Origin of the sequence: Xanthomonas sp. 1678, from assembly GCF_031455575.1 — a bacterium.
Taxonomy (GTDB): Bacteria; Pseudomonadota; Gammaproteobacteria; order Xanthomonadales; family Xanthomonadaceae; genus Xanthomonas_A.
Genome location: NZ_JAVDSZ010000004.1, coordinates 17,098 through 42,400, shown reverse-complemented (window position 1 = coordinate 42,400; position 25,303 = coordinate 17,098). Strand labels below are relative to the sequence as shown.

General features: G+C 68.3%; 28 protein-coding genes. 6 read left to right on the top strand and 22 right to left on the bottom strand.

Features of this window, described 5'->3' with window-relative positions; genetic code table 11:
* Positions 1–33: 33 nt before the first annotated feature.
* Positions 34–417 carry a GtrA family protein gene (locus tag J2Y70_RS09425; protein WP_309916390.1) on the top strand — a complete coding sequence of 128 codons (384 nt, stop codon included), beginning with the start codon at positions 34–36 and terminating at the stop codon, positions 415–417.
* A 191-nt stretch (positions 418–608) separates the two neighbouring features.
* Here the strand turns inward: J2Y70_RS09425 and J2Y70_RS09420 are convergent, their stop codons facing one another.
* The 11 genes from J2Y70_RS09420 to J2Y70_RS09370 form a co-directional block, all read right to left on the bottom strand.
* Positions 609–1,181, bottom strand: coding sequence for a chorismate mutase (locus tag J2Y70_RS09420; protein ID WP_309916387.1), 573 nt, complete (start codon positions 1,179–1,181; stop codon positions 609–611).
* 499 nt (positions 1,182–1,680) lie between these two features.
* On the bottom strand, positions 1,681–2,103 hold the full coding sequence (locus J2Y70_RS09415) for a F0F1 ATP synthase subunit epsilon (RefSeq protein ID WP_179568760.1): 423 nt from the start codon (positions 2,101–2,103) through the stop codon (positions 1,681–1,683).
* Between the two features lie 147 nt (positions 2,104–2,250).
* On the bottom strand, positions 2,251–3,669 hold the full coding sequence (gene atpD, locus J2Y70_RS09410) for a F0F1 ATP synthase subunit beta (RefSeq protein WP_263397102.1): 1,419 nt from the start codon (positions 3,667–3,669) through the stop codon (positions 2,251–2,253).
* 113 nt (positions 3,670–3,782) lie between these two features.
* Positions 3,783–4,166: a hypothetical protein gene (locus tag J2Y70_RS09405; protein ID WP_309916382.1), complete on the bottom strand. Its 384-nt coding sequence runs from the start codon at positions 4,164–4,166 to the stop codon at positions 3,783–3,785.
* 93 nt (positions 4,167–4,259) lie between these two features.
* Positions 4,260–5,123: a F0F1 ATP synthase subunit gamma gene (gene atpG, locus J2Y70_RS09400; RefSeq protein ID WP_309916379.1), complete on the bottom strand. Its 864-nt coding sequence runs from the start codon at positions 5,121–5,123 to the stop codon at positions 4,260–4,262.
* A 111-nt stretch (positions 5,124–5,234) separates the two neighbouring features.
* Positions 5,235–6,782, bottom strand: a complete 1,548-nt coding sequence (atpA, locus tag J2Y70_RS09395) for a F0F1 ATP synthase subunit alpha (RefSeq protein ID WP_309916373.1) — start codon at positions 6,780–6,782, stop codon at positions 5,235–5,237.
* A gap of 147 nt (positions 6,783–6,929) precedes the next feature.
* Positions 6,930–7,457, bottom strand: a complete 528-nt coding sequence (locus tag J2Y70_RS09390) for a F0F1 ATP synthase subunit delta (RefSeq protein ID WP_179568768.1) — start codon at positions 7,455–7,457, stop codon at positions 6,930–6,932.
* Between the two features lies 1 nt (position 7,458).
* Positions 7,459–7,929 carry a F0F1 ATP synthase subunit B gene (locus J2Y70_RS09385; RefSeq protein WP_263397099.1) on the bottom strand — a complete coding sequence of 157 codons (471 nt, stop codon included), beginning with the start codon at positions 7,927–7,929 and terminating at the stop codon, positions 7,459–7,461.
* Between the two features lie 115 nt (positions 7,930–8,044).
* Positions 8,045–8,344 (bottom strand): F0F1 ATP synthase subunit C, encoded by a 300-nt coding sequence (atpE, locus tag J2Y70_RS09380; RefSeq protein WP_046978353.1) that lies wholly within the window; start codon positions 8,342–8,344, stop codon positions 8,045–8,047.
* Between the two features lie 76 nt (positions 8,345–8,420).
* Entirely contained in the window at positions 8,421–9,215 is a 795-nt protein-coding gene (gene atpB / locus J2Y70_RS09375; protein WP_263397098.1) for a F0F1 ATP synthase subunit A, read from the bottom strand.
* 27 nt (positions 9,216–9,242) lie between these two features.
* Positions 9,243–9,608: an ATP synthase subunit I gene (locus J2Y70_RS09370; protein ID WP_179568774.1), complete on the bottom strand. Its 366-nt coding sequence runs from the start codon at positions 9,606–9,608 to the stop codon at positions 9,243–9,245.
* Between the two features lie 444 nt (positions 9,609–10,052).
* On the opposite strand from J2Y70_RS09370, the gene J2Y70_RS09365 reads away from it, so the two are divergent.
* Positions 10,053–10,865 (top strand): hypothetical protein, encoded by an 813-nt coding sequence (locus J2Y70_RS09365; RefSeq protein WP_309916366.1) that lies wholly within the window; start codon positions 10,053–10,055, stop codon positions 10,863–10,865.
* A 91-nt stretch (positions 10,866–10,956) separates the two neighbouring features.
* Here the strand turns inward: J2Y70_RS09365 and J2Y70_RS09360 are convergent, their stop codons facing one another.
* From J2Y70_RS09360 to aceF, 3 genes are all read right to left on the bottom strand, one after another.
* Positions 10,957–11,655 carry a DUF6624 domain-containing protein gene (locus J2Y70_RS09360; RefSeq protein ID WP_309916362.1) on the bottom strand — a complete coding sequence of 233 codons (699 nt, stop codon included), beginning with the start codon at positions 11,653–11,655 and terminating at the stop codon, positions 10,957–10,959.
* A 120-nt stretch (positions 11,656–11,775) separates the two neighbouring features.
* Positions 11,776–13,581, bottom strand: coding sequence for a dihydrolipoyl dehydrogenase (gene lpdA / locus J2Y70_RS09355; protein WP_309916359.1), 1,806 nt, complete (start codon positions 13,579–13,581; stop codon positions 11,776–11,778).
* A 132-nt stretch (positions 13,582–13,713) separates the two neighbouring features.
* Positions 13,714–15,483 (bottom strand): dihydrolipoyllysine-residue acetyltransferase, encoded by a 1,770-nt coding sequence (aceF, locus tag J2Y70_RS09350; RefSeq protein WP_309916357.1) that lies wholly within the window; start codon positions 15,481–15,483, stop codon positions 13,714–13,716.
* 244 nt (positions 15,484–15,727) lie between these two features.
* Between aceF and J2Y70_RS09345 the strand changes: the two genes are divergently transcribed.
* Complete coding sequence (locus J2Y70_RS09345) at positions 15,728–16,486, top strand: hypothetical protein (RefSeq protein ID WP_309916354.1); 759 nt, start codon at positions 15,728–15,730, stop codon at positions 16,484–16,486.
* A gap of 6 nt (positions 16,487–16,492) precedes the next feature.
* Here the strand turns inward: J2Y70_RS09345 and J2Y70_RS09340 are convergent, their stop codons facing one another.
* Positions 16,493–17,023 carry a DNA-deoxyinosine glycosylase gene (locus J2Y70_RS09340; RefSeq protein WP_309916351.1) on the bottom strand — a complete coding sequence of 177 codons (531 nt, stop codon included), beginning with the start codon at positions 17,021–17,023 and terminating at the stop codon, positions 16,493–16,495.
* Between the two features lie 182 nt (positions 17,024–17,205).
* On the opposite strand from J2Y70_RS09340, the gene J2Y70_RS09335 reads away from it, so the two are divergent.
* Positions 17,206–17,841: an OmpW family protein gene (locus J2Y70_RS09335; protein ID WP_263397091.1), complete on the top strand. Its 636-nt coding sequence runs from the start codon at positions 17,206–17,208 to the stop codon at positions 17,839–17,841.
* 92 nt (positions 17,842–17,933) lie between these two features.
* On the opposite strand, the gene J2Y70_RS09330 is transcribed toward J2Y70_RS09335, so the two are convergent.
* The 5 genes from J2Y70_RS09330 to J2Y70_RS09310 all read right to left on the bottom strand — a co-directional run bounded on the left by J2Y70_RS09330 (position 17,934) and on the right by J2Y70_RS09310 (position 22,218).
* On the bottom strand, positions 17,934–18,497 hold the full coding sequence (locus J2Y70_RS09330; protein ID WP_309916346.1) for a DUF1453 domain-containing protein: 564 nt from the start codon (positions 18,495–18,497) through the stop codon (positions 17,934–17,936).
* A gap of 12 nt (positions 18,498–18,509) precedes the next feature.
* Complete coding sequence (locus tag J2Y70_RS09325) at positions 18,510–19,313, bottom strand: MetQ/NlpA family ABC transporter substrate-binding protein (protein ID WP_309916343.1); 804 nt, start codon at positions 19,311–19,313, stop codon at positions 18,510–18,512.
* Between the two features lie 197 nt (positions 19,314–19,510).
* A complete protein-coding gene (locus J2Y70_RS09320) occupies positions 19,511–20,206 on the bottom strand; it encodes a methionine ABC transporter permease (RefSeq protein WP_263397088.1) in 696 nt (231 codons plus the stop codon).
* Entirely contained in the window at positions 20,203–21,210 is a 1,008-nt protein-coding gene (locus J2Y70_RS09315) for a methionine ABC transporter ATP-binding protein (protein ID WP_309916339.1), read from the bottom strand. Before J2Y70_RS09315 ends, J2Y70_RS09320 begins: the two co-directional genes overlap by 4 nt.
* A gap of 111 nt (positions 21,211–21,321) precedes the next feature.
* A complete protein-coding gene (locus tag J2Y70_RS09310; RefSeq protein ID WP_309916336.1) occupies positions 21,322–22,218 on the bottom strand; it encodes a DMT family transporter in 897 nt (298 codons plus the stop codon).
* 107 nt (positions 22,219–22,325) lie between these two features.
* On the opposite strand from J2Y70_RS09310, the gene J2Y70_RS09305 reads away from it, so the two are divergent.
* Both J2Y70_RS09305 and J2Y70_RS09300 read left to right on the top strand, forming a co-directional pair.
* Complete coding sequence (locus J2Y70_RS09305) at positions 22,326–22,808, top strand: YajQ family cyclic di-GMP-binding protein (protein ID WP_309916333.1); 483 nt, start codon at positions 22,326–22,328, stop codon at positions 22,806–22,808.
* 70 nt (positions 22,809–22,878) lie between these two features.
* On the top strand, positions 22,879–23,439 hold the full coding sequence (locus J2Y70_RS09300; RefSeq protein WP_309916330.1) for a DUF1415 domain-containing protein: 561 nt from the start codon (positions 22,879–22,881) through the stop codon (positions 23,437–23,439).
* Positions 23,440–23,511: 72 nt separating this feature from the next.
* Here J2Y70_RS09300 and J2Y70_RS09295 read toward each other — a convergent pair whose 3' ends face one another.
* Both J2Y70_RS09295 and J2Y70_RS09290 read right to left on the bottom strand, forming a co-directional pair.
* Positions 23,512–24,228, bottom strand: a complete 717-nt coding sequence (locus J2Y70_RS09295) for a pseudouridine synthase (protein WP_309916326.1) — start codon at positions 24,226–24,228, stop codon at positions 23,512–23,514.
* Positions 24,225–25,298 carry a class I SAM-dependent methyltransferase gene (locus J2Y70_RS09290; protein ID WP_309916323.1) on the bottom strand — a complete coding sequence of 358 codons (1,074 nt, stop codon included), beginning with the start codon at positions 25,296–25,298 and terminating at the stop codon, positions 24,225–24,227. The genes J2Y70_RS09295 and J2Y70_RS09290 overlap by 4 nt, the downstream gene beginning before the upstream one ends.
* Positions 25,299–25,303 lie beyond the last annotated feature (5 nt).

Genomic DNA, 25,303 nt, shown 5'->3' with positions numbered 1-25,303 from the left:
AGCATGCGCGCTTGATTCCAACCCAGGGCTTCCATGAGTCTGCTGCGCCAGAGCAGTCAATTCGTGCTGATCGGATTGCTGCAACTGCTGATCGACTGGAGCGTGTTCGTCGCGGCGACCGCCGCCGGCATGCCGACGGTCCCGGCCAACGTGCTCGGTCGCGTGTGCGGCGCCGTGATCGGCTTCTGGCTCAACGGCCGCATCACCTTCGCCAGCGGCGACGGCGCGCGCCTGGGCTGGCAGCGCTTCGGCCGTTTCCTGGCGATGTGGATCGCGCTGACCCTGCTCAGCACCTGGCTGGTGTCGCTGTGCGTGGATGCGCTGGGCCTGCGCCTGGCCTGGCTGGCCAAACCGGTGGTCGAAGGCCTGCTGGCGGTGCTGTCGTTCTTCATCGGGCGGCATCTGGTGTACCGCTAGCTCCGCTGGGCGCTGGCCTCGGCCTGCCGGGATCCCTGTAGGAGCGGCTTCAGCCGCGACAGGCCCTACCGGTAAAGCCCGTCGCGGCTGAAGCCGCTCCTACAGGAGGAACCCGGCTGCGAACGGCGCAACCTGCGGGCGCTCAGCGGCGCAGACCGCAGTTGCATGCAATCGGATGCGGCTCGCCCCGCTCAGCGGCAGAAATCGCCCAGGCTGCGCACCAGCGCGGTGCGGTGGACCTGGTCCAGCTGCCAGCGCAACGCATGGGCCTCGGCCGCGCGCGCGGTCGCGGCCGGGCAATCCGGCGCCTGCCGCGCCGCGGCACTGGCCTGCAGGGCGTCCAGCATCTCGCCCTGCAGCTGGTCCAGGCGCGCGCGCAGCGCCGCCAGGTCCGGGCGCGGCTGGTCGGGCGCACGGCCGCGCAGCCGCCACCGCGCCAGCAACTGGTATTGCACCAGCTTGTTGGATTCGATCTGCATGCCGAAGAAGCGCGCCGCGTCGTCCGCGTCCACGCCGTGCGCTTGCGCCTGCGCGCGCACGCTGGCCAGCACCGCGGCCTCGCGCGCGGCGTCCAGCACCGGCTTGCCGCTGTCCCACTTGCTCAGCGCGACCTGGTCGCCGATCGCGTTGCGCTCGACGATCCGGTCGAGCAGCGGCTCGAGCGGTGTGGCGCTGCGCGCGGGCATCGCGCAGCCCATCAGGGCGGCGCCGGCCAGTAGCGCGGTCAGCGCGCGGGCGAGGACGGCGGGAACGGAAGCGGTCATCGTGGCTCTCCAGAAGGCGTCTGCGTGGGGGAGGATCCGCAGACTGGCGGCCATCTTGCCCAAGACGATGGGACAGTTTCGTTGCACGGCGCCGCGATTGTGATGCGAGCGTGCAGTCGAGTCAGCGGCGATAAAGTCGGCGCTGCACGCGTCGATGCGACGCCGCCGCGGCATTACCTTTCGGCCGGTCAATCGGCCAGGACGCCAGCTACGAATCAATCCATCGCGCCCGACTCGGTGCGGGCGATGTAGGGCTGGCTGTATGGCGTCGACCGCCATTGCACCGGCGCCAGGGGTGTTGCTCCAGCATCATGAAGATGATCAGGCCACGAACACGACGGCGCAGGCTTGGCGCATGCGGCAGATGCACAGCGCTTGCGGGCTGCGCGATGGCGATGCACGACATGAATCGGTGCGCCGCACAAACGAAAAACGCCGGCAGCAGCCGGCGTCTTCGTCGCGTTCGCGTGCGGCCGCCAGGCGGCGCGTGCGCTGTCGCTCAGTGCTTGAGGTTCTTGCGCAGGCGCTCCAGCGCCTGCAGCTGCGCGGTGACTTCCGCCAGCTTGGCCTGCGCCTCGGCCACATCGATGCCTTCGCCACGGTTGGCCAGCATGCGCTCGGCGTCTTCCTTGGCCTTGCGCACCGACGCCTCGTCGATGTCCTGCGCGCGGATCGCGGTGTCGGCCAGGATGGTCACCACCTGCGGCTGCACCTCGAGGATGCCGCCGGAAATGGCGAAATCCAGCTGCTCGCCGCTGGCGGTGGTGACCACCACCTTGCCGGGCTTGAGCCGGGTGATCAGCGGCGCGTGCTTGGGCGCGATGCCCAGCTCGCCCAACTCGCCGGTGGCGACCACCAGGGTCGCTTCACCGTGGTAGATCTCGTGCTCGGCGCTGACGATGTCGCAACGGATGGTGCTCATGGTTACCTCGCTGGCGCGAGACGGGATTGGGGATGGGGGATTCGGGATTGGTCAGGGCGGTCGCACCGCTTTCCCTCTCCATTCGAATCCACCAACCGCGATGCCCGCCTTTGCGTATCCCTAATCCCGAATGCCGAATCCCGGCTGTTACGCCTTCTCGGCCATCTTCTTGGCCTTCTCGACCGCTTCTTCGATGCTGCCGACCATGTAGAACGCCTGCTCCGGCAGGTGGTCGTACTCGCCTTCGACGATGCCCTTGAAGCCGCGGATGGTGTCCTTCAGCGACACGTACTTGCCCGGCGAGCCGGTGAACACTTCGGCCACGTGGAACGGCTGGCTGAAGAAGCGCTCGATCTTGCGCGCGCGCGACACCGACTGCTTGTCCTCTTCGGACAGCTCGTCCATGCCCAGGATCGCGATGATGTCCTTCAGTTCCTTGTACTTCTGCAGGGTCATCTGCACGCGGCGGGCGGTGTCGTAGTGCTCGTGGCCGATCACGTTCGGATCCATCATGCGCGAGGTCGAATCCAGCGGATCCACCGCCGGGTAGATACCCAGCGAGGCGATGCTGCGCGACAGCGCGACGGTCGAGTCGAGGTGGGCGAAGGTGGTCGCCGGCGACGGGTCGGTGTAATCGTCCGCGGGCACGTACACGGCCTGGATCGAGGTGATCGAGCCGGTCTTGGTCGAGGTGATGCGCTCCTGCAGCACGCCCATTTCCTCGGCCAGGGTCGGCTGGTAGCCCACCGCCGACGGCATGCGGCCCAGCAGCGCCGACACTTCGGTACCGGCCAGGGTGTAGCGGTAGATGTTATCGACGAACAGCAGCACGTCCTTGCCCTTGCCGTTCTCGTCCTTCTCGTCGCGGAAGTACTCGGCCATGGTCAGGCCGGTCAGCGCCACGCGCAGACGGTTGCCCGGCGGCTCGTTCATCTGGCCGTACACCATCGCGACCTTGTCCAGGACGTTGGAGTCCTTCATCTCGTGGTAGAAGTCGTTGCCCTCGCGGGTACGCTCGCCCACGCCGGCGAACACGGACAGACCCGCGTGCGCCTTGGCGATGTTGTTGATCAGCTCCATCATGTTGACGGTCTTGCCGACGCCGGCGCCGCCGAACAGGCCGACCTTGCCGCCCTTGGCGAACGGGCACATCAGGTCGATGACCTTGATGCCGGTTTCCAGCAGCTCGGTGGCCGAGGACTGGTCTTCGTAGCTCGGCGCGGCGCGGTGGATTTCCCAATGGTCGGTAGCCTGCACGTCGCCGGCCTCGTCGATCGGGCGGCCCAGCACGTCCATGATCCGGCCCAGCGTGCCCGGGCCGACCGGCACCGAGATCGCGCGGCCGGTGTTGGTCGCCACCAGGTTGCGCTTGAGGCCGTCGGTGGAACCGAGCGCGATGGTGCGCACGATGCCATCGCCCAGCTGCTGCTGCACTTCCAGCGTAATCGCTGTGTTTTCGACCTTCAGCGCGTCGTAGATCTTCGGCACATCGGCGCGCGCGAATTCGACGTCGACGACCGCGCCGATGATCTGAACGATCTTGCCCTGGGTGTTGATGGCGTTCATGTGACTACTCGCTTATCGAAGTTTTTCGGGTGTTCTGGAAAACCGGGTGGCTTTCCGCAACATCCGGGAGAGATTCCCGGCCAGGCTACCGGCCGGGAATCCGATTTACCGCATCACTCGCACTTGAGCATCGTAGCGGTTTGCGTGAACTGGTCGCTGGCCTGCTTGCACGCCGCCGGCAGACCGCTCTTGTCGGCCATCGAGTCCCACTGTGCCTTGGACTGGTCGATCGCCTGCTGGAACGCGGCAGCGGCGCCGTTGCCGCCGGACTTGGCGAAGCACGCCTTCGCACGGGCCAGATAGTCTTCGCATTCTTTCGGAAGACCGGCGGCGACCGGGGCGGCAGCAGCGGCATCGGTTGCCGGGGTAGCCGGAGCGGCGGTCTCGGCAGCCGGAGCCGGAGCCGGAGTCGCGGTGTCAGCGGCGGGGGCGGCCTCTTCCTTCTTACATGCAGCCAGGGTTGCACACAGCGCGAGCGAGAGCAAAACCTTGTTCATTCCATTTCCTTGGTAGTTTAGGTGGCGACCGATGCGCGAAACGTGTTGCTCCAACAACGGAAGCGCCGTGCGCAACGGCGAGTCCGACGAACCTCACACAGCGGCCGCGCCGCCCACGATCTCGGAAATTTCCTGGGTGATCGCCGCCTGCCGCGCCTTGTTGTAGATCAGCTGCAAGGTGCTGATCAGCTTGTTGGCGTTGTCGCTGGCGGCCTTCATCGCGACCATGCGCGCGGCATGCTCGGAGGCCACGTTCTCCAGCACCGCCTGGTACACCAGCGACTCGATGTAGCGCGTCATCACGTGCTCGAGCACGGTCGCGGCATCGGGTTCGTACAGGTAGTCCCAGTCATGGTGCGCGACCTGGTTCTCCGCCGCCGGCAGCGGTAGCAGCTGATCGAAGCTGGCCTTCTGCGTCATCGTGTTCACGAAGCGGTTGTAGACCAGGTAGACGCGGTCGACCTTGCCCTCGGTGAACGCATCCAGCATCACCTTGATCACGCCGATCAGCTGCTCCAGCTGCGGCACGTCGCCGAGGTGGCTGACGCTGCCGACCATCTCGACCTTGAGCCGGCGGAAGAACACCGAGGCCTTCTGGCCGACGGTGACCACGTCGATGCCCGCGCCCTTGTCCTGCCACTGGCGCACTTCGCCCAGCATCTTGCGGAACAGGTTGTTGTTGAGGCCGCCAGCCAGGCCGCGATCGGAGGAGATCACGATGTAGCCGACGCGCTTGACCGTGTCGCGCTGCACCAGGAACGGATGCGTGTAATCGGTGCTGGCCTGCGCCAGATGGCCGATCACCTGCTTCATCGCCTGCGCGTACGGGCGCGAGGTCTTCATCCGATCCTGCGCCTTGCGGATCTTGGAGGCCGAGACCATCTCGAGCGCGCGCGTCACCTTGCGGGTGTTCTGCACGCTCTTGATCTTGGTTTTGATTTCGCGTCCGCCTGCCATTACTCGCTCCGCTCGTGGGATTCGTGATTCGGGATTCGGGATTGGCCGAAGCCACCCATATCCCGCTCCTGCGAATCCCTAATGCCTAATCCCCAATCCCGGGCTGCTGACTTACCAGCTACCCGTGGTCTTGTACTCGCCGATGCCCTTCTTGAACGCCGCTTCGATCTCGCCGTTCCAGTCGCCGCTGTCGTTGACCTTGGCGATCAGCTCGCCGGCGGTGTTGGCGAAATGCGCATGCAGGCCTTCTTCGAACGCGCCGATCTTGTTGACCGGCACGTCGTCCAGGAAGCCTTCGTTGACCGCGTAGATCGACAGCGCCTGGTTGGCGATGGACATCGGCAGGTACTGCTTCTGCTTCATCAGCTCGGTGACGCGCTGGCCGCGCTCAAGCTGCTTGCGGGTGGCTTCGTCCAGGTCCGAGGCGAACTGCGCGAACGCCGCCAGCTCGCGGTACTGCGCCAGCGAGATACGGATGCCGCCGGACAGCTTCTTGATGATCTTGGTCTGCGCGGCGCCGCCGACGCGCGACACCGAGATACCGGCGTTCACCGCCGGGCGGATGCCGGCGTTGAACAGATCGGTTTCCAGGAAGATCTGGCCGTCGGTGATCGAGATCACGTTGGTCGGCACGAACGCGGACACGTCGCCGGCCTGCGTTTCGATGATCGGCAGCGCGGTCAGCGAACCGGTCTTGCCCTTCACTTCGCCGTTGGTGAACTTCTCCACGTAGTCCTCGGACACGCGCGCGGCGCGCTCCAGCAGGCGGCTGTGCAGGTAGAACACGTCGCCCGGATAGGCTTCGCGGCCCGGCGGGCGCTTGAGCAGCAGCGAGATCTGGCGGTAGGCCACCGCCTGCTTGGACAGATCGTCGTACACGATCAGCGCGTCTTCGCCGCGGTCCATGAAGTACTCGCCCATGGTGCAGCCGGCGTAGGCGCTGATGTACTGCATCGCGGCCGACTCGGAGGCGGTCGCGGCAACCACGATGGTGTGCGCCAGCGCGCCGTTCTCTTCCAGCTTGCGCACGATGTTGGCGACGGTCGAGGCCTTCTGCCCGATCGCCACGTACACGCATTTGATGCCGGTGGTCTTCTGGTTGATCACCGCATCGATCGCCAGCGCGGTCTTGCCGGTCTGGCGGTCGCCGATGACCAGCTCGCGCTGGCCGCGGCCGATCGGGATCATCGCGTCGACCGACTTGTAGCCGGTCTGCACCGGCTGGTCGACCGACTTGCGCCAGATCACGCCCGGCGCCACGCGCTCCACCGGCGCGGTCTGCGAAGTGCCCAGCGGGCCCTTGCCGTCGATCGGCTCGCCCAGCGCATTGACCACGCGGCCGAGCAGCTCCTTGCCCACCGGCACTTCCAGGATGCGGCCGGTGGTCTTGGCGACGTCGCCTTCGCGCAGGTTCTCGTAGTCGCCGAGCACCACGGCGCCGACCGAATCGCGCTCCAGGTTCAGCGCCAGGGCGTAGGTCTCGTTCGGCAGTTCGATCATCTCGCCCTGCATCACGTCGGCCAGGCCGAAGATGCGCACGATGCCGTCGGACACGCTGGTGACCGTGCCTTCGTTGCGCGACTCCGCGGTCAGCTTGACCTGCTCGATGCGGTTCTTGATCAGTTCGCTGATTTCGGAGGGGTTGAGCGTGGTTGCCATCTTGGTTTCCTTCGGATCGTCCACCGCGCGAAGGCGGATGGCGACGTTTGGTTAGCTTCTTTGAGAATCGGGAATGGGGAATCGGGAATCGCAGGTGGCGTCGCCGCCGGGCCGGGCTCTCTACTCTCTATTCGCCATTCCCGCTTCTTAGTGGGCCAGTGCGGATTGCAGGCGCGACAGCTTGCCTTTCAGCGAACCGTCGATGACCACGTCGCCGGCGTCGATCACCGCGCCGCCGATCAGCGAAGCGTCCACCGCCGTGGTGATCTCGACCTCGCGGCCGAAGCGCTGCTTCAGTGCCACCTTCAGCGAGGCCACTTCCGCGTCGCTCAGCTGGGTGGCCGAGGTGACGTTGGCCTTGACCACGCATTCGGCCTCGGCGCGCAGCTGATCGTACAGCCCGGCGATCTCCGGCAGCAGCGGCAGCCGCTGCCCTTCGGCCAGCAGGCTCAGGAAGCGCGCGTACTGCTCGTCGGCCACCTGCGGCGCCAGCAGCGCCACCGCCTGTTCGCGTTGCAGCTGCGGGTTGTGCAGCAGCGCGGCCACGCGCGGGTCGGCCGCGACCTGGGCGGAGAACGCCAAGGCCTGCGACCACGGCGCGAGCTTGCCGGCATCGCTGGCCGCGGCGAACGCGGCGCGGGCGTACGGACGCGCCAGTGTGAGGGCCTGGCTCATCTCAGATCTCCGCCGCCAGCTCGTCGAGCAGCGCCTTGTGGGCGTTGGCATCGATTTCGCGGCGCAGCAGCTTCTCGGCGCCGCTCACCGCCAGCAGCGACACCTGGCGACGCAGGTCCTCGCGCGCACGGTTGGCCGCGGCGTCGATCTCGGCCTGGGCCAGATCCTTCTGCCGGTTGGCCTCGGCGATCGCCTCGTTCTTGGCCGCTTCGACGATCTGGTTGGCGCGCGCGTGGGCCTGGTCGATGATCTCGTTGGCCTTGGTACGCGCGTCCTTCAACGCTTCGTTGACCTTTTCCTGCGCCTGCGCCAGATCCTTCTGACTGCGATCGGCGGCGGCGAGGCCTTCGGCGATCTTCTGTTGGCGCTCTTCGATGGCCTGCATCAGCGGCGGCCAGATCTTGGTCGCGACGATCCAGATCAGACCGGCAAACGCCAGCGCCTGGGCAAAGAGGGTGAGACCGATATTCATTGGGTACGCTCAGCCAAAGGTGACGGGGTGGACGCGCCGCCCTGCGGCGAACGCGTCCGAACCTTCATCCGCAGCGGCGGCCGCATTGCTGCGGCCGTCCGCCGGTGCAACTGGATCAGCCGCCCTGCGGCAGGCGCGACACGAACTCGCCGATCATCGGGTTGGCGAACGCGAACAGCAGGCCCACGGCGACCGAGATGATGAACGCGGCGTCGATCAGGCCGGCGGTGATGAACATGCGCACCTGCAGCACCGGGATCAGTTCCGGCTGGCGCGCGGCCGACTCCAGGAACTTGCCGGCCATGATGGCCAGACCGAGGCCGGCGCCCAGCGCGGCCAGGCCGATCATGATGCCGACGGCGAGGACGGTGGAGCTCTGGACTTGGGCGAGGTTGGTCAGGACGGCGAAGTACATGGTTTTCTCCAGGAACAAAGTTGCTTGAGGATGGTGAATCGAACGAAGGGTTGCAAAAACGCGTGAAGCAGGAACGTCAGTGGCTGTCTTCCGCCAGGCTCAGATACACGATGGACAGCATCATGAAGATGAAAGCCTGCAGCGGGATCACCAGCAGGTGGAACAGCATCCAGCCGAAGCCGAACGCGCCGCCGGCCAACGCGCCGACGATGCCGGCACCGCCCAGCACCCAGATCAGCAGGAACACGATCTCGCCGCCGAACATGTTGCCGAACAGTCGCATCGCCAGGGAGATCGGCTTGCTCAGCCACTCGACGATATTGAGGATCAGGTTGAACGGCAGCATCCACTTGCCGAACGGGGCGGTGAGGAATTCCTTGGTCATCCCGCCCACGCCCTTGGAGCGCAGCGAGAAGAAGATCATCAGGAAGAACACGCTGATCGACATGCCCAGGGTGGCATTGACGTCGGCGGTGGGCACCGGCTTCCAGTAGTGCACGCCGACCAGGGCCAGCGGCATGGCGATGAAGTCCGCCGGGATCATCTTGATGAGGTTCATCATCAGGATCCAGAAGAACAGGGTGATCGCGATCGGGGTCACCAGCTTGCTGGTGCCGTGGTAGGTGTCCTTGGCCTGGCGGTCGACGAACTCCAGCAGGATCTCCACGAACGCCTGCCACTTGCCCGGCACGCCGGCGGTGGCCTTGCGCGTGGCCAGCCAGAAGCCGAACACCATCAGCAGGCCGGACAGCACCGACATCACCAGCGTGTCGACGTGCACCTGCCAGAACCCGCCTTCCTGCACCTGGAAGGTGAGGTTCTGCAGGTGGTGCTGGATGTAGGAGGTAGGGGTTGCTTCCTCGCCCGCCATGAGTCCTGAGCCTTTATCTGATTTCGATCAACGTCTGGCCAGAGCCAGAACCTGGAACATCAGCCCGGTGGCGATACCCGCCAACAGGGCCAGAGGAGGCAGCCGCCACCAGGCAAAGCCCAGCGCCAGTACCGCGAACACCAACACCCACTTCAGCACCATGGCCACGATCAACCGCGCCATCGCCGCACCTGCCGCCTGCACGCCGCCGCTCAACGCGGTGCGTGCCGCCAGCCATCCCCCCGCCACTGTCGCCAGCCCGGTTGCGGCGGCGCCCATGGCGTACTTCGGCCCCAGCAGCAGGAACGCCAGGGAAACCACGGCCACCGCCACCAGCGGGTAAATCGCTGCGCGCAGCATCAGCCGCCGACCCGCATCAACGGAGTTCAGCACAGAAAATCCTGCAGTTGTGTGGTGGATTGAGGACGTCTTCGCGTCCGTCGAGCCGCGGAATTATAGCAATGGGACAATTTGCGAGACAACCGCCAAAGGTTGCGGCCGTCCCTTAAATCGCGCCAAGCCATCCACGATAGCACGTCGCGGACCCGCTCCGCGGCCTGAATTGATGCATCGCAACAAGGATCTGCGTGGGAACTTTACGCCGCGCATCCGGTCCGATCTGCAGGGACTGCGCCCCATCCTCGTCGATCTGCAGCGCAGGCCTATGGAGCCCCGGGTGACCGGGGCTCTTCTTTTTGCGCTCCGGTTCTGTGATGGAGACCGCCCCGTCTTGGTCCATACCTTCACGGATGGTGGACACGGTCTTAAGGATAGTTTGCCCACGCAGTGGCACTAGCCATTGGCGCATTCATTACCAAAAGACGGAGCCCTGCCCCCATGAAACACCTGCTTGCCCTGGCCTTGCCATGCGCGCTCGCCGCCGCATACGCCCTCCCCGCCCATGCCGAAGACACCGACGACCGGTTCACCATCCGCCTCGGCGCGATGAACATCGACAACGACAACACCCTGCGCGGCGACACCTCGATCAACGGCGAGGAGCTGTCCGGTTCGCAGGACTTCGACTTCGGCGGCAAGGAATGGGAGCCGCGCGTGGACGGCGTGTTCCGCCTCAGCACCCGCCAGCGCCTGATCTTCGACTACTTCAAGTACGACAAGGACCGCCGCGAGGAACTGGGCGAGACGGTCAGCTACGGCGACTTCACCGTGCCGGCCGGCAGCTTCGTCAAGGGCGAGCTCAAGTACCAGGTGGCGAGCCTGGTGTACGACTATTCGGTGGTCGACACCCCCGAGTTCAGCGTGGGCCTGCAGGTCGGCGCCGAGTGGGCCAGGGTCGAAGCCAACGCCTATGCCGACCTGGGCGACCTGTACACCGGCACCTTCGCCGACGAGAAGGAAGATGGCTACGCGCCGGTGGTCGGCCTGCGTTTCACCGCGCAGCCGAGCGAGCACTGGCTGTTCAACGTGCAGGGCCAGTACATGAACACCAGCTGGGGCGACTTCGGCGACTACGACGGCGACCTGACCCGCGCCAACGCGATCGCCGAGTACCGCTTCACCAAGAACTTCGGCATCTTCGCCGGCTACGACTGGTTCAAGCTGGACGTCGACCGCTCCGGCCGCGACGGCACCATCGGCCTGAAGCAGGAGTTCAAGGGCCCGGTGGCCGGCGTGACCTTCGCGTTCTGATCCTGCGTCACCCGCTGCATCCGGAAAGGCCCGCCATGTGCGGGCCTTTCCGTTTTCGGGCGCCGCGGATGGCGGACGTGCCGCTGCGCGATCACGGCGCCGGCGAGAGCCCGGCGACCATGCACAGATAATCGGACAGCGGCATGTCGCCGACGCTGGCGCGGCGCGCGTCGACCTGCTGCGGATCCTCGATCGGCTTGGGCTCCCAGCGCCCCTGTTTCGCGACCAACTGGGTGCCGTAGCGCTGCGGCTTGCCCTGCGCGACCAGCACGCGATCGGTCAGCATGGCCATGTTGCGCGCCGCGATCTCGCCACGCTCCACCTGCGGCGCCAGCTTGCTCAGCACCTCGGCCTGGAAGGCTGGGTCGCGGTCGGCATGCTGCACCAGCAGCCAGGCCGCGGCGACGCCGTCGCCGCCGACCTGCGCCGCACTGGGCAAGCCGTCGTGCTCGGCGACGATGCGCTTGATCTGCGGCAGATGCGCCGCATCGACCGCGGCCATCTTCTCCACTCCCGCCGGCGACCAGTCGCCGCCGCGGGCCTGCTGGTCCACGCGCTGCATGTCCAGCAGGCGCTGGCGCAGCGCAGGATCGGTCGGCGCGGCCGCGGCCGGTGCGGCGGCCGCGGCACGTGCGGCGTCATCGTGGTGGCTGCGCATGAACTGCGCCGCGCCCGGACAGCGTGCCAGCGCGGCGCTCAACGCCGGATCCTCCGCCTCCTCGGCGGCGCCTGTCGCGCACAGCGGCAGCGAGCAACACAGCAGCAGCAGGCCCAGCAGCGTGTCGCGCATCGTGCGTCTCCGAGATCGGCTGGAGCGACCGTAGCAAAGGCGAGACGCCGCGCCAACGCCGCCCGCAAACGACGACGCCCCGCGCGGGGCGGGGCGTCGTCGGCATCGCGAAGCAGCGGTTTACTTCTTCTTCGGGATGTACAGGTCGGTGATGGTGCCGTCGTAGACCTCGGCGGCCATGCCGACCGATTCGCTCAGGGTCGGATGCGCGTGAATGGTGTGGCCGATGTCCTCCGCCTCCGCGCCCATCTCGATCGCCAGGCCGATCTCGGCCAGCAGGTCGCCGGCATGCACGCCGACGATGGCGCCGCCGATGATGCGGTGGGTTTCCTCATCGAAGATCAGCTTGGTGAAGCCCTCGGTGCGGCCGATGCCGATGGCGCGGCCGCTGGCCGCCCACGGGAACTTGGCCACGCCGACCTTCAGGCCCTTGGCCTTGGCCTCGGTCTCGGTGACGCCGACCCAGGCGATTTCCGGGTTGGTGTAGGCCACCGACGGGATCACCCGCGCCACCCATTCCTTCTTCTCGCCCGCCGCCACTTCCGCGGCCAGCTTGCCCTCGTGCGTGGCCTTGTGCGCCAGCATCGGGTTGCCGACGATATCGCCGATGGCGAAGATGTGCGGCACGTTGCTGCGCATCTGCCGGTCGACCGGAATGAAGCCGCGCTCGGTGACGTTGACCCCGGCCTTCTCCGCGCCGATCTTCTTGCCGTTCGGGGTGCGGCCCACTGCGACCAGCACGCGATCGTAGGTGGTCGCGCCCAGCCCCGGCTGCTCGCCCTCGGCCGCGGCTTCGAACGACACGGTGATGCCCTTCTTGTCGGCCTTGACCTCGGTGGCCTTGGTCTTCAGGTGGACTTCGACGCCCTGCTTCTTCAGGCGGTCGGCCAGCGGCTTGACCAGGTCCTTGTCGGCGCCCGGCATCAGCTGGTCCATAAACTCGACCACGGTGACCTTGCTGCCCAGCGCGCTGTACACGGTGGCCATTTCCAGGCCGATGATGCCGCCACCGACCACCAGCAGGGTCTTGGGGATCTCCTGCAGCTCCAGCGCGTCGGTGGAGTCCATCACCCGCTTGTCGTCCCACGGGAAGTTCGGCAGCTTCACCGCCTGCGAGCCGGCGGCGATGATGCAGTGTTCGAAGCGCAGCAGCTGGGTCTTGCCGTCGGCGCCGACGATCTCCAGCTCGTTGGGCGACACGAACGAGGCCACGCCGGTGACGGTGCGCACCTTGCGCTGCTTGGCCATGCTCGCCAGGCCGCCGGTCAGCTTGCCGACCACGTTGTCCTTGTACGCGCGCAGCTTGTCCAGGGCGATCTTGGGCGCGCTGAAGGTCACGCCGAAGTCGCCGGCATGGGCCACCTCGTCGATCACCGCGGCCGCGTGCAGCAGCGCCTTGGACGGGATGCAGCCGACGTTGAGGCAGACGCCGCCGAGGCTGGCGTAGCGCTCGATCAGCACCGTGTCCAGGCCCAGGTCGGCGGCGCGGAACGCGGCGGTGTAGCCGCCGGGGCCGGCGCCGAGCACCACAATCTTGCATTCGATGTCAGCCGGCTTGCCGCTGGCCAGCGCCGGCTTCGGCGCCGGCGGCTCGGCCGGGGCGCGATGCGACGGCGCCACCGGCGGCTTGCTGGCCGGCACGTCGGCCTTGGCCGCGGCGGGCGCGGCCGCCGGCGCGGCACCGGCATCCTCGGTTTCCAGCAGCGCGATCACCGCGCCCTCGGACAGGGTATCGCCCAGCTTGACCTTCAGTTCCTTGATCACGCCGGCGCCGGGCGACGGCACTTCCAGCGTGGCCTTGTCCGACTCCAGCGTCAGCAGGCCCTGGTCCTTCTTGACCGTGTCGCCGACCGCGACCAGCACTTCGATGACCGGAACCTCGCTGTAGTCGCCGATATCCGGGACCTTGACCTCAATGACCGCCATGCAGCTTCTCCTGTGGCCCGGCCGGCGCGCCGGCGGGCGATTGCAGTTCTACGGCGCCGCCGCGATGGACGCGGCGCGCGCAGGTGGGGGAAAACACGGGCCACGCCGGGCGCGGCGCCGTTGCGGCAGGACTTACAGCAGCACCCGGCGCATGTCCGCCAGCACCTGGCTCAGGTAGGTGGTGAAGCGCGCCGCCGCGGCGCCGTCGATGACCCGGTGGTCGTAGCTCAGCGACAGCGGCAACATCAGCTTGGGCGCGAATTCCTTGCCGTTCCACACCGGCTGGATCGCCGACTTGGACACGCCCAGGATCGCCACTTCCGGCGCATTGACGATCGGCGTGAACGCGGTGCCGCCGATGCCGCCGAGCGAGCTGATCGAGAAGCAGCCGCCGCTCATCTCGGCCGGGCCGAGCTTGCCGTCGCGCGCCTTCTTGGCCAGTTCGCCGCTCTCGCGCGCCAGTTCGACCACGCCCTTCTTGTCCACGTCGCGGATCACCGGCACCACCAGCCCGTTCGGGGTGTCGGCGGCGAACCCGATGTGGAAGTACTTCTTCAGGGTCAGGTTCTCGCCGGCCGCATCCAGCGAGGCGTTGAAGTCGGGGAACTGCTTCAGCGCCGCGGCGCTGGCCTTGAGCAGGAAGGCGAGCATGGTCAGCTTGATGCCGGCCTTCTCGTTCTCCTTGTTCAGCGCCACGCGCAACGCTTCCAGGTCGGTGATGTCGGCCTGCTCGAACTGGGTGACGTGCGGGATCATCGCCCAGTTGCGCGCCAGGTTGGCGCCGGAGATCTTCTTGATCCGCGACAGCGGCTTGACCTCGACCTCGCCGAACTTGGCGAAGTCCACCTTCGGCCACGGCAGCAGGTTCAGGCCGTTGCCGCCGCCCGCCGCCGGCGCGCCGCCAGCCGAAGTGGCCGGCACGCCGCCGGACAGCGCCGCCTTGACGTAGCGCTGCACGTCGTCCTTGGTGATGCGCCCGCCGTGCTCGGTGCCGCTGACCTGGAACAGGTCCACGCCCAGCTCGCGCGCGAACACGCGCACCGCCGGGCTGGCGTAGGGCACCTTCTGCGGCAGCACGCTGTCGGCGTTGAACTCCACCGGCGGGCTGCTCGGGGTGCCGGCGGACGCGCCCGCCGCGGCGGCCTTGGCCGGGGCCGAGCTCTGCACCTGCGCGATCTCGCGCTGGGCCAGCTTGTCCGGCGCGGACGAGGCCGGCACCGGCTCCACCCCGCCGCCGGTCTCGGCGCTGGGCTGGACCGCGCCCGACGACGGCGCATCGGCGTTGGCGCCGGCCACTTCGATCAGCGCCACGACCTTGCCCTCGGACAGGCTGTCGCCGACCTTGACCTTCAGTTCCTTGACCACGCCGGCCACCGACGAGGGCACTTCCATCGTCGCCTTGTCCGACTCCAGGGTCACCAGGCTCTGGTCCTTGGCGACGGTGTCGCCGACCGCGACCAGCACCTCGATCACCGGCACGTCGCTGTAGTCGCCGATGTCCGGCACGCGCGCCTCGACGATACCGGCCGCGCCCGCCGGCGCAGGCGCGGGCTTGACCGCTTCCTGCCGGGCCGGCTGCGACGGCGCCGCTTCCTGCTTGGCCGGCGCCGCGGTCGCCTTGGCCGCTGCCGGGGCCGGCGCGGCGGCGCTGGCGCCGTCCTCGGCCACTTCGATCAAGGCCACCAGCTTGCCTTCGGACAGGCTGTCGCCGATCTTGACCTTCAGCTCCTTGACCACGCCGGCGAACGGCGACGGCACTTCCATCGTCGCCTTGTCCGACTCCAGGGTGACCAGGCTCTGGTCCTTCTTCACCGTGTCGCCGACCGCCACCAGCACTTCGATTACCGGGACGTCGCTGTAGTCACCGATATCGGGGACAAGTGCTTCCTTGATTTCGGCCATGCGGGCAACTCCGGCAACTAATGAGGGGGAAACCCCTATTGTGGCGGCCCGCAGCCGCAGCGCCAACCTTTGCCGGGCAAAAAAACCCGCGGCGGCCGCGCGGCGGCACCGAGAAGCGCCTGCGTCCGGGCGTTCGCGGCGACTGTACGCCGGCGCATTGTCCCGGCGTCATCGCGGCCTCCGGCGGCGCACAGCCTTCACGGACGGGCGCCTAGCATGCGCCGCACCCGATCGGAGTGCCGCCATGCGTGTGTTCGTGCTGTTGATGTCGTTGGCGATGCCGCTGGTCGCCTGGTTCGCGCAGCGCGGCGCGTTCGGCCCGACCAATGGCGCGATCTCCGACCGCTACCCGACCCTGATCGTCGCCGCCGGCTACGCCTTCGCGATCTGGGGCCTCATCTTTCTGCTCGACCTGGGCTTCGGCCTGTGGCAGCTGTCGCCGCGGCGCCGGCGCGACAGTGCGCTGGCGCGGGTGCGGCTGCCGGCGGCGCTGGGCTTCGGCCTGACCGCACTGTGGATGCCGGTGTTCTCGCAGCAGCACTTCCTGCTGGCGCTGGCGGTGATCTGGGCGGCGCTGGCGTGCCTGGCGCTGGCCGCGCTGCGCCTGTCGCGCGATCCGCACGCCGAGCCATGGCAGGCGCTGTGGGCGTGGCTGCCGTTGTCGCTGCACGCCGGCTGGCTGTCGCTGGCCGCCTTCCTGAACACCGCGCAGGTGATCGTCGCCTACCGCTGGCTATCCATCGAACACATGCTGCCGTGGAGCCTGGTGCTGTTCGCGCTGGCCGCGGCGCTGCTGCTCGGCCTGAACCGGGCGATGCGCGGCAACCTGGCCTATGTCGCCGCAGCGCTGTGGGCGCTGGCCGCGGTCTACGTCAAGCAGGCCGGCAGCGGCCTGGACGGGGCGCGCAGCGCGGCCTGGGTGGCGTTGGCGCTGGCCGCCGTGCTGCTGGTGCAGACGCTGTGGCTGCGGCTGCGCGCGCGTTCGCTGCGCACGCAGCACTGATCCGGGCTACGACGAGGGCGTAAGCCAGGCCTGCAGCGGCGCCCAGGCCTGCTGCAGCCGCGGCAGCGAGAACGCGGCGTTGGCCGGGCTGGTCGAGGGCAGCGCCAGCACCGCCAGCGCCGGATCGCGCGGCGCCAGCTGCGGCTGCACGAACCGCGCGAACGCGTTTGCCGCGGCGGCGCCGTTGCAGGCGATCGCGCGCAATTGCGGCAACTGCGCGATGCGCGCGGGCAAGGGATTGGGCACTTCGCTGCCGCGCACGATCGCCGCGTCCAGGCTGCCGCTGCGCCGGCACTGGCCGATCACGTCCCACAGGCCCACGCCGCGCGCGTGCATGGCCTGCAAGCGCGCGTGATAGTCCAGGTGCGGATCGAAGCCGCACAACGCGCCCAGCAGCGGCCATAGACGGTTGCGCGGATGCGCGTAGTAGCGCGCGTGCTGCAGCGACGCCGCGCCGGGCATGGAGCCGAGAATCAACACCCGGCAATCGTCGCGGATCTGCGCGGGCAAGCCCTGCAACAGCGTTTGCGTCGTCACGTCGAGGGCACCACGATGAATGTCGCCAAGCCTTAAAACCTCGTTATTTCAGGCATCGAACGCGTGTGTCTGAACGATGGCTGGACTCGCCCGGACGAGGTCGGCGTCGATTCATCTTCTCATCGATACGGTGTGCGCGCCCACTCCCGTGGCCCCACAAGAAAAAGATGAGGAGATTCCCAATGCGGTCCATTCAAATGCTGAGCCTGGCTGTCGTTTCCGCTCTCGCGTTCGCGCCTGCCGCGTTTGCGCAGGACGGCGCCGATACTGCATCCGGCAAGCGCTTTTCCGTCGTCGGCAGCGCGACCCTGCTCGACCCCCATTCCAAGCCGGCCAATGGCCTGGACATCGATGGCGGCCCGGCGCCGACCATCAGCGCCAGCTGGCTGATCAACGACAACTGGGCGGTGGAACTGTGGGGCGCGGCCGACAAGTTCAACCACCGCGTCAACGCCAGCGGCGTGGGCAAGGTCGGCACGGTCGAGCAGCAGCCGCTGGCGCTGAGCGGCCAGTACCACTTCGGCCAGGCGGACAACGTGTTCCGTCCGTTCGTCGGCGTCGGTTACTACGAGTCCAACTTCAGCAACGAGAAGATCGACGGCCTGTCGGCCAGCGGCCAGCACGTCGGCCTGGACACCGCCAAGGGTGCGATCGGCACCGTCGGCGTGGACATGAACATCAACTCGACCTGGTTCGCCCGTGCCGATGCGCGCTACATGCATTCGCGCCCGGAAGTGCAGGTCGCCGGCAGCGGCACCGGCCAGGACCTGAAGCTGGATCCGTGGCTGGTCAGCTTCGGCGTCGGCGCGCGCTTCTAAGCACGCCTGCATCGCGTCACATGCAAACGGGCCCGATGGGCCCGTTTGTTTTTGCGCTGGCCGCACCGCGGCACTGCACGCCGAGCCGCCGCTCAGCGCGGCGAACGGTCGTAGCCGCGATAGCGGTCGTAATGGCGCGCCTTGCGCCGCAGCAGCCACGCATACGCGCAGGCGTAGCCGAGCAACAAGGCCGCGGCGCCAAGGAGGCTGGCGTGGCTCATCCAGCCCTGCGCCGGCCACGCCGCGTGCTCGCTCATGCTGCGCCAGCCCTGCACCAGGCCGGCGCCGATGCGTGCCACCACCAGCAGCGTCATCGCCAGCACCAGCCACAGGTTCGGCGTGTAGTACAGGCCCTGCGGCAACGGTTCGAAACGGCTCAACCAGATCCCCAGCGCGCCCACGGCCAGGCCCGCCAGCCAGCCCAGACAGGCATAGGCCGCCGCGTTGGGCCACCAGTGTGCGGCGATCAGCGCGAAGCCCAGCAACAGCGCGCTGGACACCAGCGCCGACCAGAACTGCACGCCAGCCAGCCACGCCCGCGCCTGGCGCCGCGAGGTGCCGTAGCGGAAGCGCTGCAGCAGCGACAGCGGCAACAACACCGCGGTGACCGCCAGCGCGATCACGATCGCCAGCGGAATGGCCAGCAGCAACGGCATGCGCGGGTCTCCTCAGAACGCCGGCAGCACCGCGCCCTGGTACTTGCGCTCGATGAAGGCCTTGACCTCGGGACTGGTCAGCGCCTTGGCCAGCTTCTGCACGCGCGGGTCGTCCTTGTTGTCGGCGCGCGCGACCAGGAAGTTCACGTACGGCGAGTCCTTGCTCTCGATCGCCAGCGCGTCGCGGGTGGGATTGAGCCCGGCATCGAGCGCGTAGTTGGTGTTGATCAGCGCCAGGTCGACCTGGTCCAGCACCCGCGGCAGCATCGCCGAATCCAGTTCGCGGAACTTCAGCTGCTTGGGATTGGCGACGATGTCGCGCTGGGTGGACAGCGCGTTGGACGGATCCTTGAGCTTGATGACCCCGGCCTTGTCCAGCAGGATCAGCGCGCGGCTGTTGTTGCTGGGATCGTTGGGGATCACCACGTCGGCGCCCTGCGGCAGCTCGGCCAGCGACTTGACCCGGCGAGAGTAGGCGCCGAACGGCTCGATGTGCACGCCGACCACGGTGACCAGGTCGCTCTTGCGATCGCGGTTGTAGGCGTCCAGGTACGGCTCGGTCTGGAAGTAGTTCACGTCGATCTGCTTCTGCACCACCTGGTCGTTGGGCTGCACGTAGTCGTTGAACACGCGCACCTCCAGGGTCACGCCCTGCTTGGCCAGCAGCGGCTTGACCACCTCAAGGATCTCCGCATGCGGCACCGCGGTGGCGGCGACGCTGAGGCGCGTGGTGTCGGCACCGGGCGTGGACTTGCCGCAGGCGGCCAGGGCGAGCACGGCGGTGGCGAGCAGCAGGCGAAGCGGGAGCTTGGTCATGGCGGGAATCCGAAAACGTGGGGAAGAAGAGCGGCCAGGCCGCCATGCAAGCAAGCTAGCAGACCTGGCCGCTGCATGCGGCGAAGGGCGTAGTGGCGCTTGTGTAGGAGCGGCTTCAGCCGCGACCGGATCTATCGGCAAAGCGGTCGCGGCTGAAGCCGCTCCTACAAAAAGCGCGGTACGGTAGCGACACGCGCTCAGCGCCGGCTGTAATGCGCGACCAGCCGATCGCCGAGCATCTGCAGGCCCTGCACCAGCAACAGCAACACCACCACGGTGATCAGCGCCACGTCGGCGTGCGAGCGCTGGTAGCCGTCGCGGTAGGCCAGGTCGCCGAGGCCGCCGGAGCCGATCGCGCCGCCCATCGCGGTGAAGCCGATCAGCGCGATGGTGGTCACCGTGGCGCCGGCGATCAGCCCGGGCCGCGCCTCGGGCAGCAACACCCGCGTCACCAGCTGCCAGGTGGTCGCGCCCATCGCCAAGCTGGCCTCGACCACGCCGCGGTCCACTTCGCGCAGCGCCGTCTCCACCAGCCGCGCGTAGAACGGCGCCGCACCCACCACCAGCGGCAGGATCGCGCCGCGCACGCCCAGCGAGGTGCCCATCGCCCACAGCGTCAGCGGGATCATCGCGATCATCAGGATGATGAAGGGCACCGAGCGCAGCACGTTGATCGCCAGCGCCAGCACGCCGTACAGCAGCGGTCGCTGGTGGGTCTGGCGCGGTCCGGTCAGGAACAGCAGCACGCCCAGCGGCAGGCCGATCAGCAGGGTCAGCGGCAGCGAGCCGCCGAGCATCAGCAGCGTGTCCAGCGTGGCGTTGCCGATCTCGGCCCATTTGCCGGGGTCGAGATTGCGGAAGAAACCGCTGGCGGCGGTGGCGAACGGAATCATCGGCGCAGCTCCTCGACATGCACGCCGGCGGCGACGAACCCGGCCTGCGCCGCGTCCAGATCGCCGCCGACCAGGGCCACGGTCAGCTGGCCGTACGGAGTGTCCTTGATCCGGTCGATGCGCCCGGACAGGATGTTGTAGTCCACCGCGGTCTCGCGCGCGATGCGCCCGAGCAGAGGCGCATAGGTATCGCCGCCGACGAAGGTCAGGCGCAGGATGCGCCCGGCCACCGCGCCGAAGTCGCGATGCAGTTCGCCTTCGTCGACATGTTCGGCCTCGGACACGAAGCGGCGCGTGGTCGGGTGCCGCGGGTGCAGGAACACCTGGGTGACCGGCCCGCTCTCGACCAGATGCCCGGCGTCGAGCACCGCCACGCGGTCGCAGACGCGGCGGATCACGTCCATCTCGTGGGTGATCAGCACGATGGTCAGGCCCAGCTCGCGGTTGATCTGCGCCAGCAGGCTCAGCACCGAGGCGGTGGTCTGCGGATCCAGCGCGCTGGTGGCCTCGTCGCACAGCAGGATCTGCGGCCCGGTGGCCAGCGCGCGGGCGATGCCGACGCGCTGCTTCTGCCCGCCCGACAGCTGCGCCGGATACTTGTTGGCGTGCTCGGCCAGGCCGACCCGGGCCAGCAGCTCGGCCACCCGCGCATCGATCTGCGCGCGCGGCGTGCCGGCCAGTTCCAGCGGGAAGGCGACATTGCCGGCGACGCTGCGCGAAGACAGCAGGTTGAAGTGCTGGAAGATCATGCCGATGCGCCGGCGCAGCGTGCGCAGGCCGGCGCGGTCGAGCGCGGTGACGTCTTCGCCGCCGATCAGCAGGCGCCCGCCGCTGGGCTCCTCGAGCCGGTTGATCAGCCGGATCAGGGTCGACTTGCCGGCGCCGGAGTGGCCGATGATGCCGAACACCTCACCGGCCCGGATTTCCAGGTCGAGCGGGTGCAGCGCCACGACCGATTGGCCGGCGACGGAGTAGGACTTGTGCAGGTGCTCGAACTGGATCAACGCGCGGGGACCGGCAGCGGAAGGGGGCGCAAAGCCTATCAGGCCAAGGTTGTGCGCGTTATTCCATTCGATTCTAACGCTTGCGCGTGCGGCCGCAGGCAGCGGCGCCGGCTACGGATGCGCCTGCGGCGGCGGACGCACGGTGGCGCGGACCCGCTCGCGGTGCAGCAGGTACAGGCCGCTGGCGACGATGATCGCCGCGCCCAGCCAGGTCCAGGCGTCGGGCAGCTTGCGCCACAGCAGCCAGTCCCACGGGATCACCCAGATCAGCCCGCTGTATTCCAGCGGCGCGATCAGCGAGGCGTCGCCGCGGCGGAACGCCTGGGTCAAGGCCACCTGCCCCAGCGCGCCGGCCAGGCCGAGCGTGGCGATCCAGCCGCTGTCGGCCAGGCGCAGCGGGATCCAGCCCGGCAGCGCCAGCGCCCCGGCGCCCAGCGCCATGATCAGCAGGAACCAGACCACCAGCGATTGTGGCGTCTCGGTGCGCGCCAGCAGGCTGACCAGCACCGCCGCGACCGCGTAGGCGGCCGCCGCCAGCAGCACCATCAGCCCCGGCAGCGACACGAAGCCGTCCACGCCCGGGCGCAGCACCACCAGCACCCCGACCAGGCCGATGCCGATCGCGGCCCAGCGCCGCGGACCGACGTGCTCGCCCAGCAGCGGCACCGACAGCGCGGCCACCAGCAGCGGGGCGACGAAGTAGATGGTGTAGGCGGTGGACAGCGGCAGGCTGCGCAGCGCCCAGGCGAAGCAGCCGATCATGGCGATGCCGAGCACGCCGCGCAGCAGGTGCAGGCCCCAGCGCACCGGCAGGATCGAGCGTGGGCCGGCGGTGGCCAGCACCCACACCAGCACGAACGGCAGCGAGGCGCCGCCGCGCAGCGTGGCGACCTGCAGCGCCGGATAGTGCGCGGTCAGCATCTTCATCGCCGCATCCATCAGCGCGAAGCAAGCGACCGCCGCGACCATCCAGGCGGCGGCCGCGGCGTTGGAACGTGAGGTGGGCATGCGCGGATTATCGCCGCGATCGTTCGCGCCGCCCAGCCGCGCGAACGCGTCGGCAGCGGCGCTGCGGCGAGATCGGTAGGATATGGGGTCTTTCCCGAGGATCTGCCATGCCTTCCTTCGACGTCGTCTCCGAAATCGACAAGCACGAACTGACCAATGCCATCGACCAGGCGAACCGCGAGCTGTCGACCCGCTTCGATTTCAAGGGCGTGGAGGCCAGCTTCGAGCTCGACGACCAGGTCATCAACCAGGCGGCGCCGAGCGACTTCCAGGTCAAGCAGATGACCGACATCCTGCGCGCGCGGCTGATCGCGCGCGGCATCGACGCGCGCTGCCTGGAGTTCGGCGACGTGGAGACCAACCTGGCCGGCGCGCGGCAGAAGGTCACGGTCAAACAGGGTATCGAGCAGAAGCTGGCCAAGAAGATCGTCGCCGCGATCAAGGACGCCAAGCTCAAGGTGGAAGCGCAGATCAACGGCGACAAGCTGCGCATCAGCGGCAAGAAGCGCGACGACCTGCAGGACGTGATGGCGCTGCTGAAGAAGAGCGATTTCGAGTTGCCGCTGCAGTTCGAGAATTTCCGCGACTGAACCGTGCACGGCGGCATGCCCGCCGCACGCTTGGCCCGATCGCCGTCCGCCCTCGCCCGCTGGAACCGCCTTGAACGCTCTCGACCCCAACGCCGACCCGATCGCCGCGACCCGCCTGTGGCTGGAACGCGCGGTCATCGGCCTGAACCTGTGTCCGTTCGCCAAGGCGGTGCACGTCAAGCAGCAGATCCGCTACGTGCTCAGCGACGCGACCACGCCGGAGGCGCTGCTGGAAGAGCTGAGCGAGGAACTGCTGTTGCTGCGCGACACCCCCGCCGAGCAGATCGACACCACCTTGATCGTGCATCCGCAGGTGCTGGGCGATTTCCTGGACTACAACGATTTCCTCGACAACGCCGACGCCGCGGTGGACGCGCTGGACCTGCACGGCATCCTGCAGGTGGCCAGCTTCCATCCGCAGTACCAGTTCGCCGGCACCGCGCCGGAGGACATCGGCAACTACACCAACCGCGCGCCTTTCCCCACCCTGCACCTGCTGCGCGAGGACAGCGTCGAACGCGCGGTGGCCGCGTTCCCGGACGCGGACGTGATCGTGGAGCGCAATCTGCAGACGTTGGAGACGCTGGGATTGGACGGCTGGAAGAAGCTGTTCGAGAACCGGGATTCGTGATTGGGGATTCGTGATTGGTAACGGCAAGGATCGCCAACACGCGCTGACCGCGCTTTTGCCAATCCCCAATCCCTACTGCCGAATCTCGGCCCCAAACACCTGCCCCAGATCCGCCGCCTCCAGCACGCGCCACTGTCCGGCCGGCAGCGTCTGTTCCAGCGCGAAGCCGCCGATGCGGCTGCGGTGCAGCGTCGCCACGTGGTTGCCGACCGCGGCGAACATGCGCCGCGCCTGGTGGTAGCGGCCTTCGTACAGGGTGATGCGCGCCTGGCGTGGGCCCAGCACTTCCAGCTCCACCGGCAGCAGCGGCGTGGTCTCGCCGTCCAGCAGCAGCGTGCCGCTGGCGAACTGCGCCGCCTCGTCGCCGCGCAGGTCCTCGGCCAGGGTCGCTTCGTAGACCTTGGCCAGCTGCGATTTCGGCGAGACGATGCGATGCAGCAGCGCGCCGTCGTCGGTCATCAGCAGCAGGCCGCTGGTGTCGCGGTCCAGCCGCCCGACCGTGGACAGCAGCGGCGAGCGCAGGCGGAAGCGCGGCGGCAGCAGGTCGTAGACGATGCGGCCCGGATCCTTGGTCGAGCAGGTGTAGCCGACCGGCTTGTGCAGCGCCAGGATCAGCCCCGGCGGCGGGTCCAGCGCCTCGCCGTCGATGCGGATCGTCGCGTGCTCGACCTGGTCGTCGGCGTACAGCACCTCGCCGTCGGCGTCGGTGACGCGGCCTTCGCGGAACATCAGCGCAACCTGCTTGCGGCTGCCGTAGCCCAGGTTGGCCAGGTGCTTGACCAGCTTCATCGGCGGACCGTGGCGCGGGCGCGTACCGCCAGGATCAGCTTGAAGCCGTCGCGAGTGGCGACCACCTTGGTGTCGCCGAAGCTGGTATCGAGCACCGCCTCGTAGGGCAGGTGCCGGTTCGCCACCAGATACAGCTTGCCGCCGGGCTTGAGCGCCTGCGCGGCCACGGCGATGAAGCGGCGACCGATGTCCGGGCGCTCCATGCGTCCGGGCGCATGGAACGGCGGGTTGCTGACGATGAAGTCGTACTGCGCCGGCAGCCCCGCGGTCACGTCGTGCCAGTGGTAGCCCATCTCCACCGCGGCTGGCGCCTGCGCCAGATTCGAGCGCGCCAGCGCCAGCGCACGCGCGTCGGCCTCGAACAGGTCCAGCGCGGCGATCTTCGGGCAGCGCGCCAGCAACTCCGCGGACAGATAGCCGTAGCCGGCGCCGAGATCGGCGCCGCGGCCGGCCAGGTCGGCCGGCAGGTGTTCGGCCAGCAGCGCCGAGGCCGGATCGATGCGGTCCCAGGCGAACACGCCGGGACGGCTGCGGAAGCGCCCGTCCAGGATCGGCCGCGGCGCGTCCAGCTTGGCCCAGCGCTGCTGCAGCGCGGCGTCGTGGCCGCCGTGCAGCGGCGCGGTCCAGTACGCGCGGCAGTGGTTCTTGGTCAGCTTGCCGCCCAGCCCGGCCAGCTGCTGCAGGTCGTCCTCGCCGGAGCGCGCGCCTTCGTTGTTGGACTGGCAGGCCAGCACCACCCCGCCCGGCGCGGCCAGCGCCACTGCGCGCGCCAGCAACGCGCGCGCCTCGTCGCGCTGCCGCGGCGGCAGCACCAGCACCAGCGCATAGCCGCCGGCGTCGTCGTGCTCGCCGGCGTCCACGGCGCGGACCTGCCAGCCGCCCTGCTCCAGGGCGGTGGCGAACGGGCGGTAGCCCTGTTCGCACACCAGTTGCGCCGGCTGCGCATGCTGGCGCAGCGCCCAGCCGTCGCGCGCGCGCAGGAACAGCACCTTGCCGGCGGGCCAGCGCAGCGCGCCCTGGGCGAACGGCAGGAACAGGGTGTCGAGGGGAGCGTCTTGCAGAGCCGGCATGGGAT

What these genes read in the sequence shown, in the direction of transcription:
- J2Y70_RS09405 (WP_309916382.1), bottom strand. Translation starts at nt 4,166, where the DNA reads ATGAACAAGGTTTTGCTCTCGCTCGCGCTGTGTGCAACCCTGGCTGCA.
- J2Y70_RS09345 (WP_309916354.1), top strand. Translation starts at nt 15,728, where the DNA reads ATGCGTGTGTTCGTGCTGTTGATGTCGTTGGCGATGCCGCTGGTCGCC.
- J2Y70_RS09365 (WP_309916366.1), top strand. Translation starts at nt 10,053, where the DNA reads ATGAAACACCTGCTTGCCCTGGCCTTGCCATGCGCGCTCGCCGCCGCA.
- J2Y70_RS09330 (WP_309916346.1), bottom strand. Translation starts at nt 18,497, where the DNA reads ATGCCGTTGCTGCTGGCCATTCCGCTGGCGATCGTGATCGCGCTGGCG.
- J2Y70_RS09295 (WP_309916326.1), bottom strand. Translation starts at nt 24,228, where the DNA reads ATGAAGCTGGTCAAGCACCTGGCCAACCTGGGCTACGGCAGCCGCAAG.
- atpB (WP_263397098.1), bottom strand. Translation starts at nt 9,215, where the DNA reads ATGGCGGGCGAGGAAGCAACCCCTACCTCCTACATCCAGCACCACCTG.
- J2Y70_RS09385 (WP_263397099.1), bottom strand. Translation starts at nt 7,929, where the DNA reads ATGAATATCGGTCTCACCCTCTTTGCCCAGGCGCTGGCGTTTGCCGGT.
- atpD (WP_263397102.1), bottom strand. Translation starts at nt 3,669, where the DNA reads ATGAACGCCATCAACACCCAGGGCAAGATCGTTCAGATCATCGGCGCG.
- atpA (WP_309916373.1), bottom strand. Translation starts at nt 6,782, where the DNA reads ATGGCAACCACGCTCAACCCCTCCGAAATCAGCGAACTGATCAAGAAC.
- J2Y70_RS09290 (WP_309916323.1), bottom strand. Translation starts at nt 25,298, where the DNA reads ATGCCGGCTCTGCAAGACGCTCCCCTCGACACCCTGTTCCTGCCGTTC.
- J2Y70_RS09360 (WP_309916362.1), bottom strand. Translation starts at nt 11,655, where the DNA reads ATGCGCGACACGCTGCTGGGCCTGCTGCTGCTGTGTTGCTCGCTGCCG.
- J2Y70_RS09425 (WP_309916390.1), top strand. Translation starts at nt 34, where the DNA reads ATGAGTCTGCTGCGCCAGAGCAGTCAATTCGTGCTGATCGGATTGCTG.
- atpE (WP_046978353.1), bottom strand. Translation starts at nt 8,344, where the DNA reads ATGTACTTCGCCGTCCTGACCAACCTCGCCCAAGTCCAGAGCTCCACC.
- J2Y70_RS09320 (WP_263397088.1), bottom strand. Translation starts at nt 20,206, where the DNA reads ATGATTCCGTTCGCCACCGCCGCCAGCGGTTTCTTCCGCAATCTCGAC.
- aceF (WP_309916357.1), bottom strand. Translation starts at nt 15,483, where the DNA reads ATGGCCGAAATCAAGGAAGCACTTGTCCCCGATATCGGTGACTACAGC.
- J2Y70_RS09420 (WP_309916387.1), bottom strand. Translation starts at nt 1,181, where the DNA reads ATGACCGCTTCCGTTCCCGCCGTCCTCGCCCGCGCGCTGACCGCGCTA.
- J2Y70_RS09325 (WP_309916343.1), bottom strand. Translation starts at nt 19,313, where the DNA reads ATGACCAAGCTCCCGCTTCGCCTGCTGCTCGCCACCGCCGTGCTCGCC.
- J2Y70_RS09305 (WP_309916333.1), top strand. Translation starts at nt 22,326, where the DNA reads ATGCCTTCCTTCGACGTCGTCTCCGAAATCGACAAGCACGAACTGACC.
- atpG (WP_309916379.1), bottom strand. Translation starts at nt 5,123, where the DNA reads ATGGCAGGCGGACGCGAAATCAAAACCAAGATCAAGAGCGTGCAGAAC.
- J2Y70_RS09390 (WP_179568768.1), bottom strand. Translation starts at nt 7,457, where the DNA reads ATGAGCCAGGCCCTCACACTGGCGCGTCCGTACGCCCGCGCCGCGTTC.
- lpdA (WP_309916359.1), bottom strand. Translation starts at nt 13,581, where the DNA reads ATGGCGGTCATTGAGGTCAAGGTCCCGGATATCGGCGACTACAGCGAG.
- J2Y70_RS09310 (WP_309916336.1), bottom strand. Translation starts at nt 22,218, where the DNA reads ATGCCCACCTCACGTTCCAACGCCGCGGCCGCCGCCTGGATGGTCGCG.
- J2Y70_RS09335 (WP_263397091.1), top strand. Translation starts at nt 17,206, where the DNA reads ATGCGGTCCATTCAAATGCTGAGCCTGGCTGTCGTTTCCGCTCTCGCG.
- J2Y70_RS09415 (WP_179568760.1), bottom strand. Translation starts at nt 2,103, where the DNA reads ATGAGCACCATCCGTTGCGACATCGTCAGCGCCGAGCACGAGATCTAC.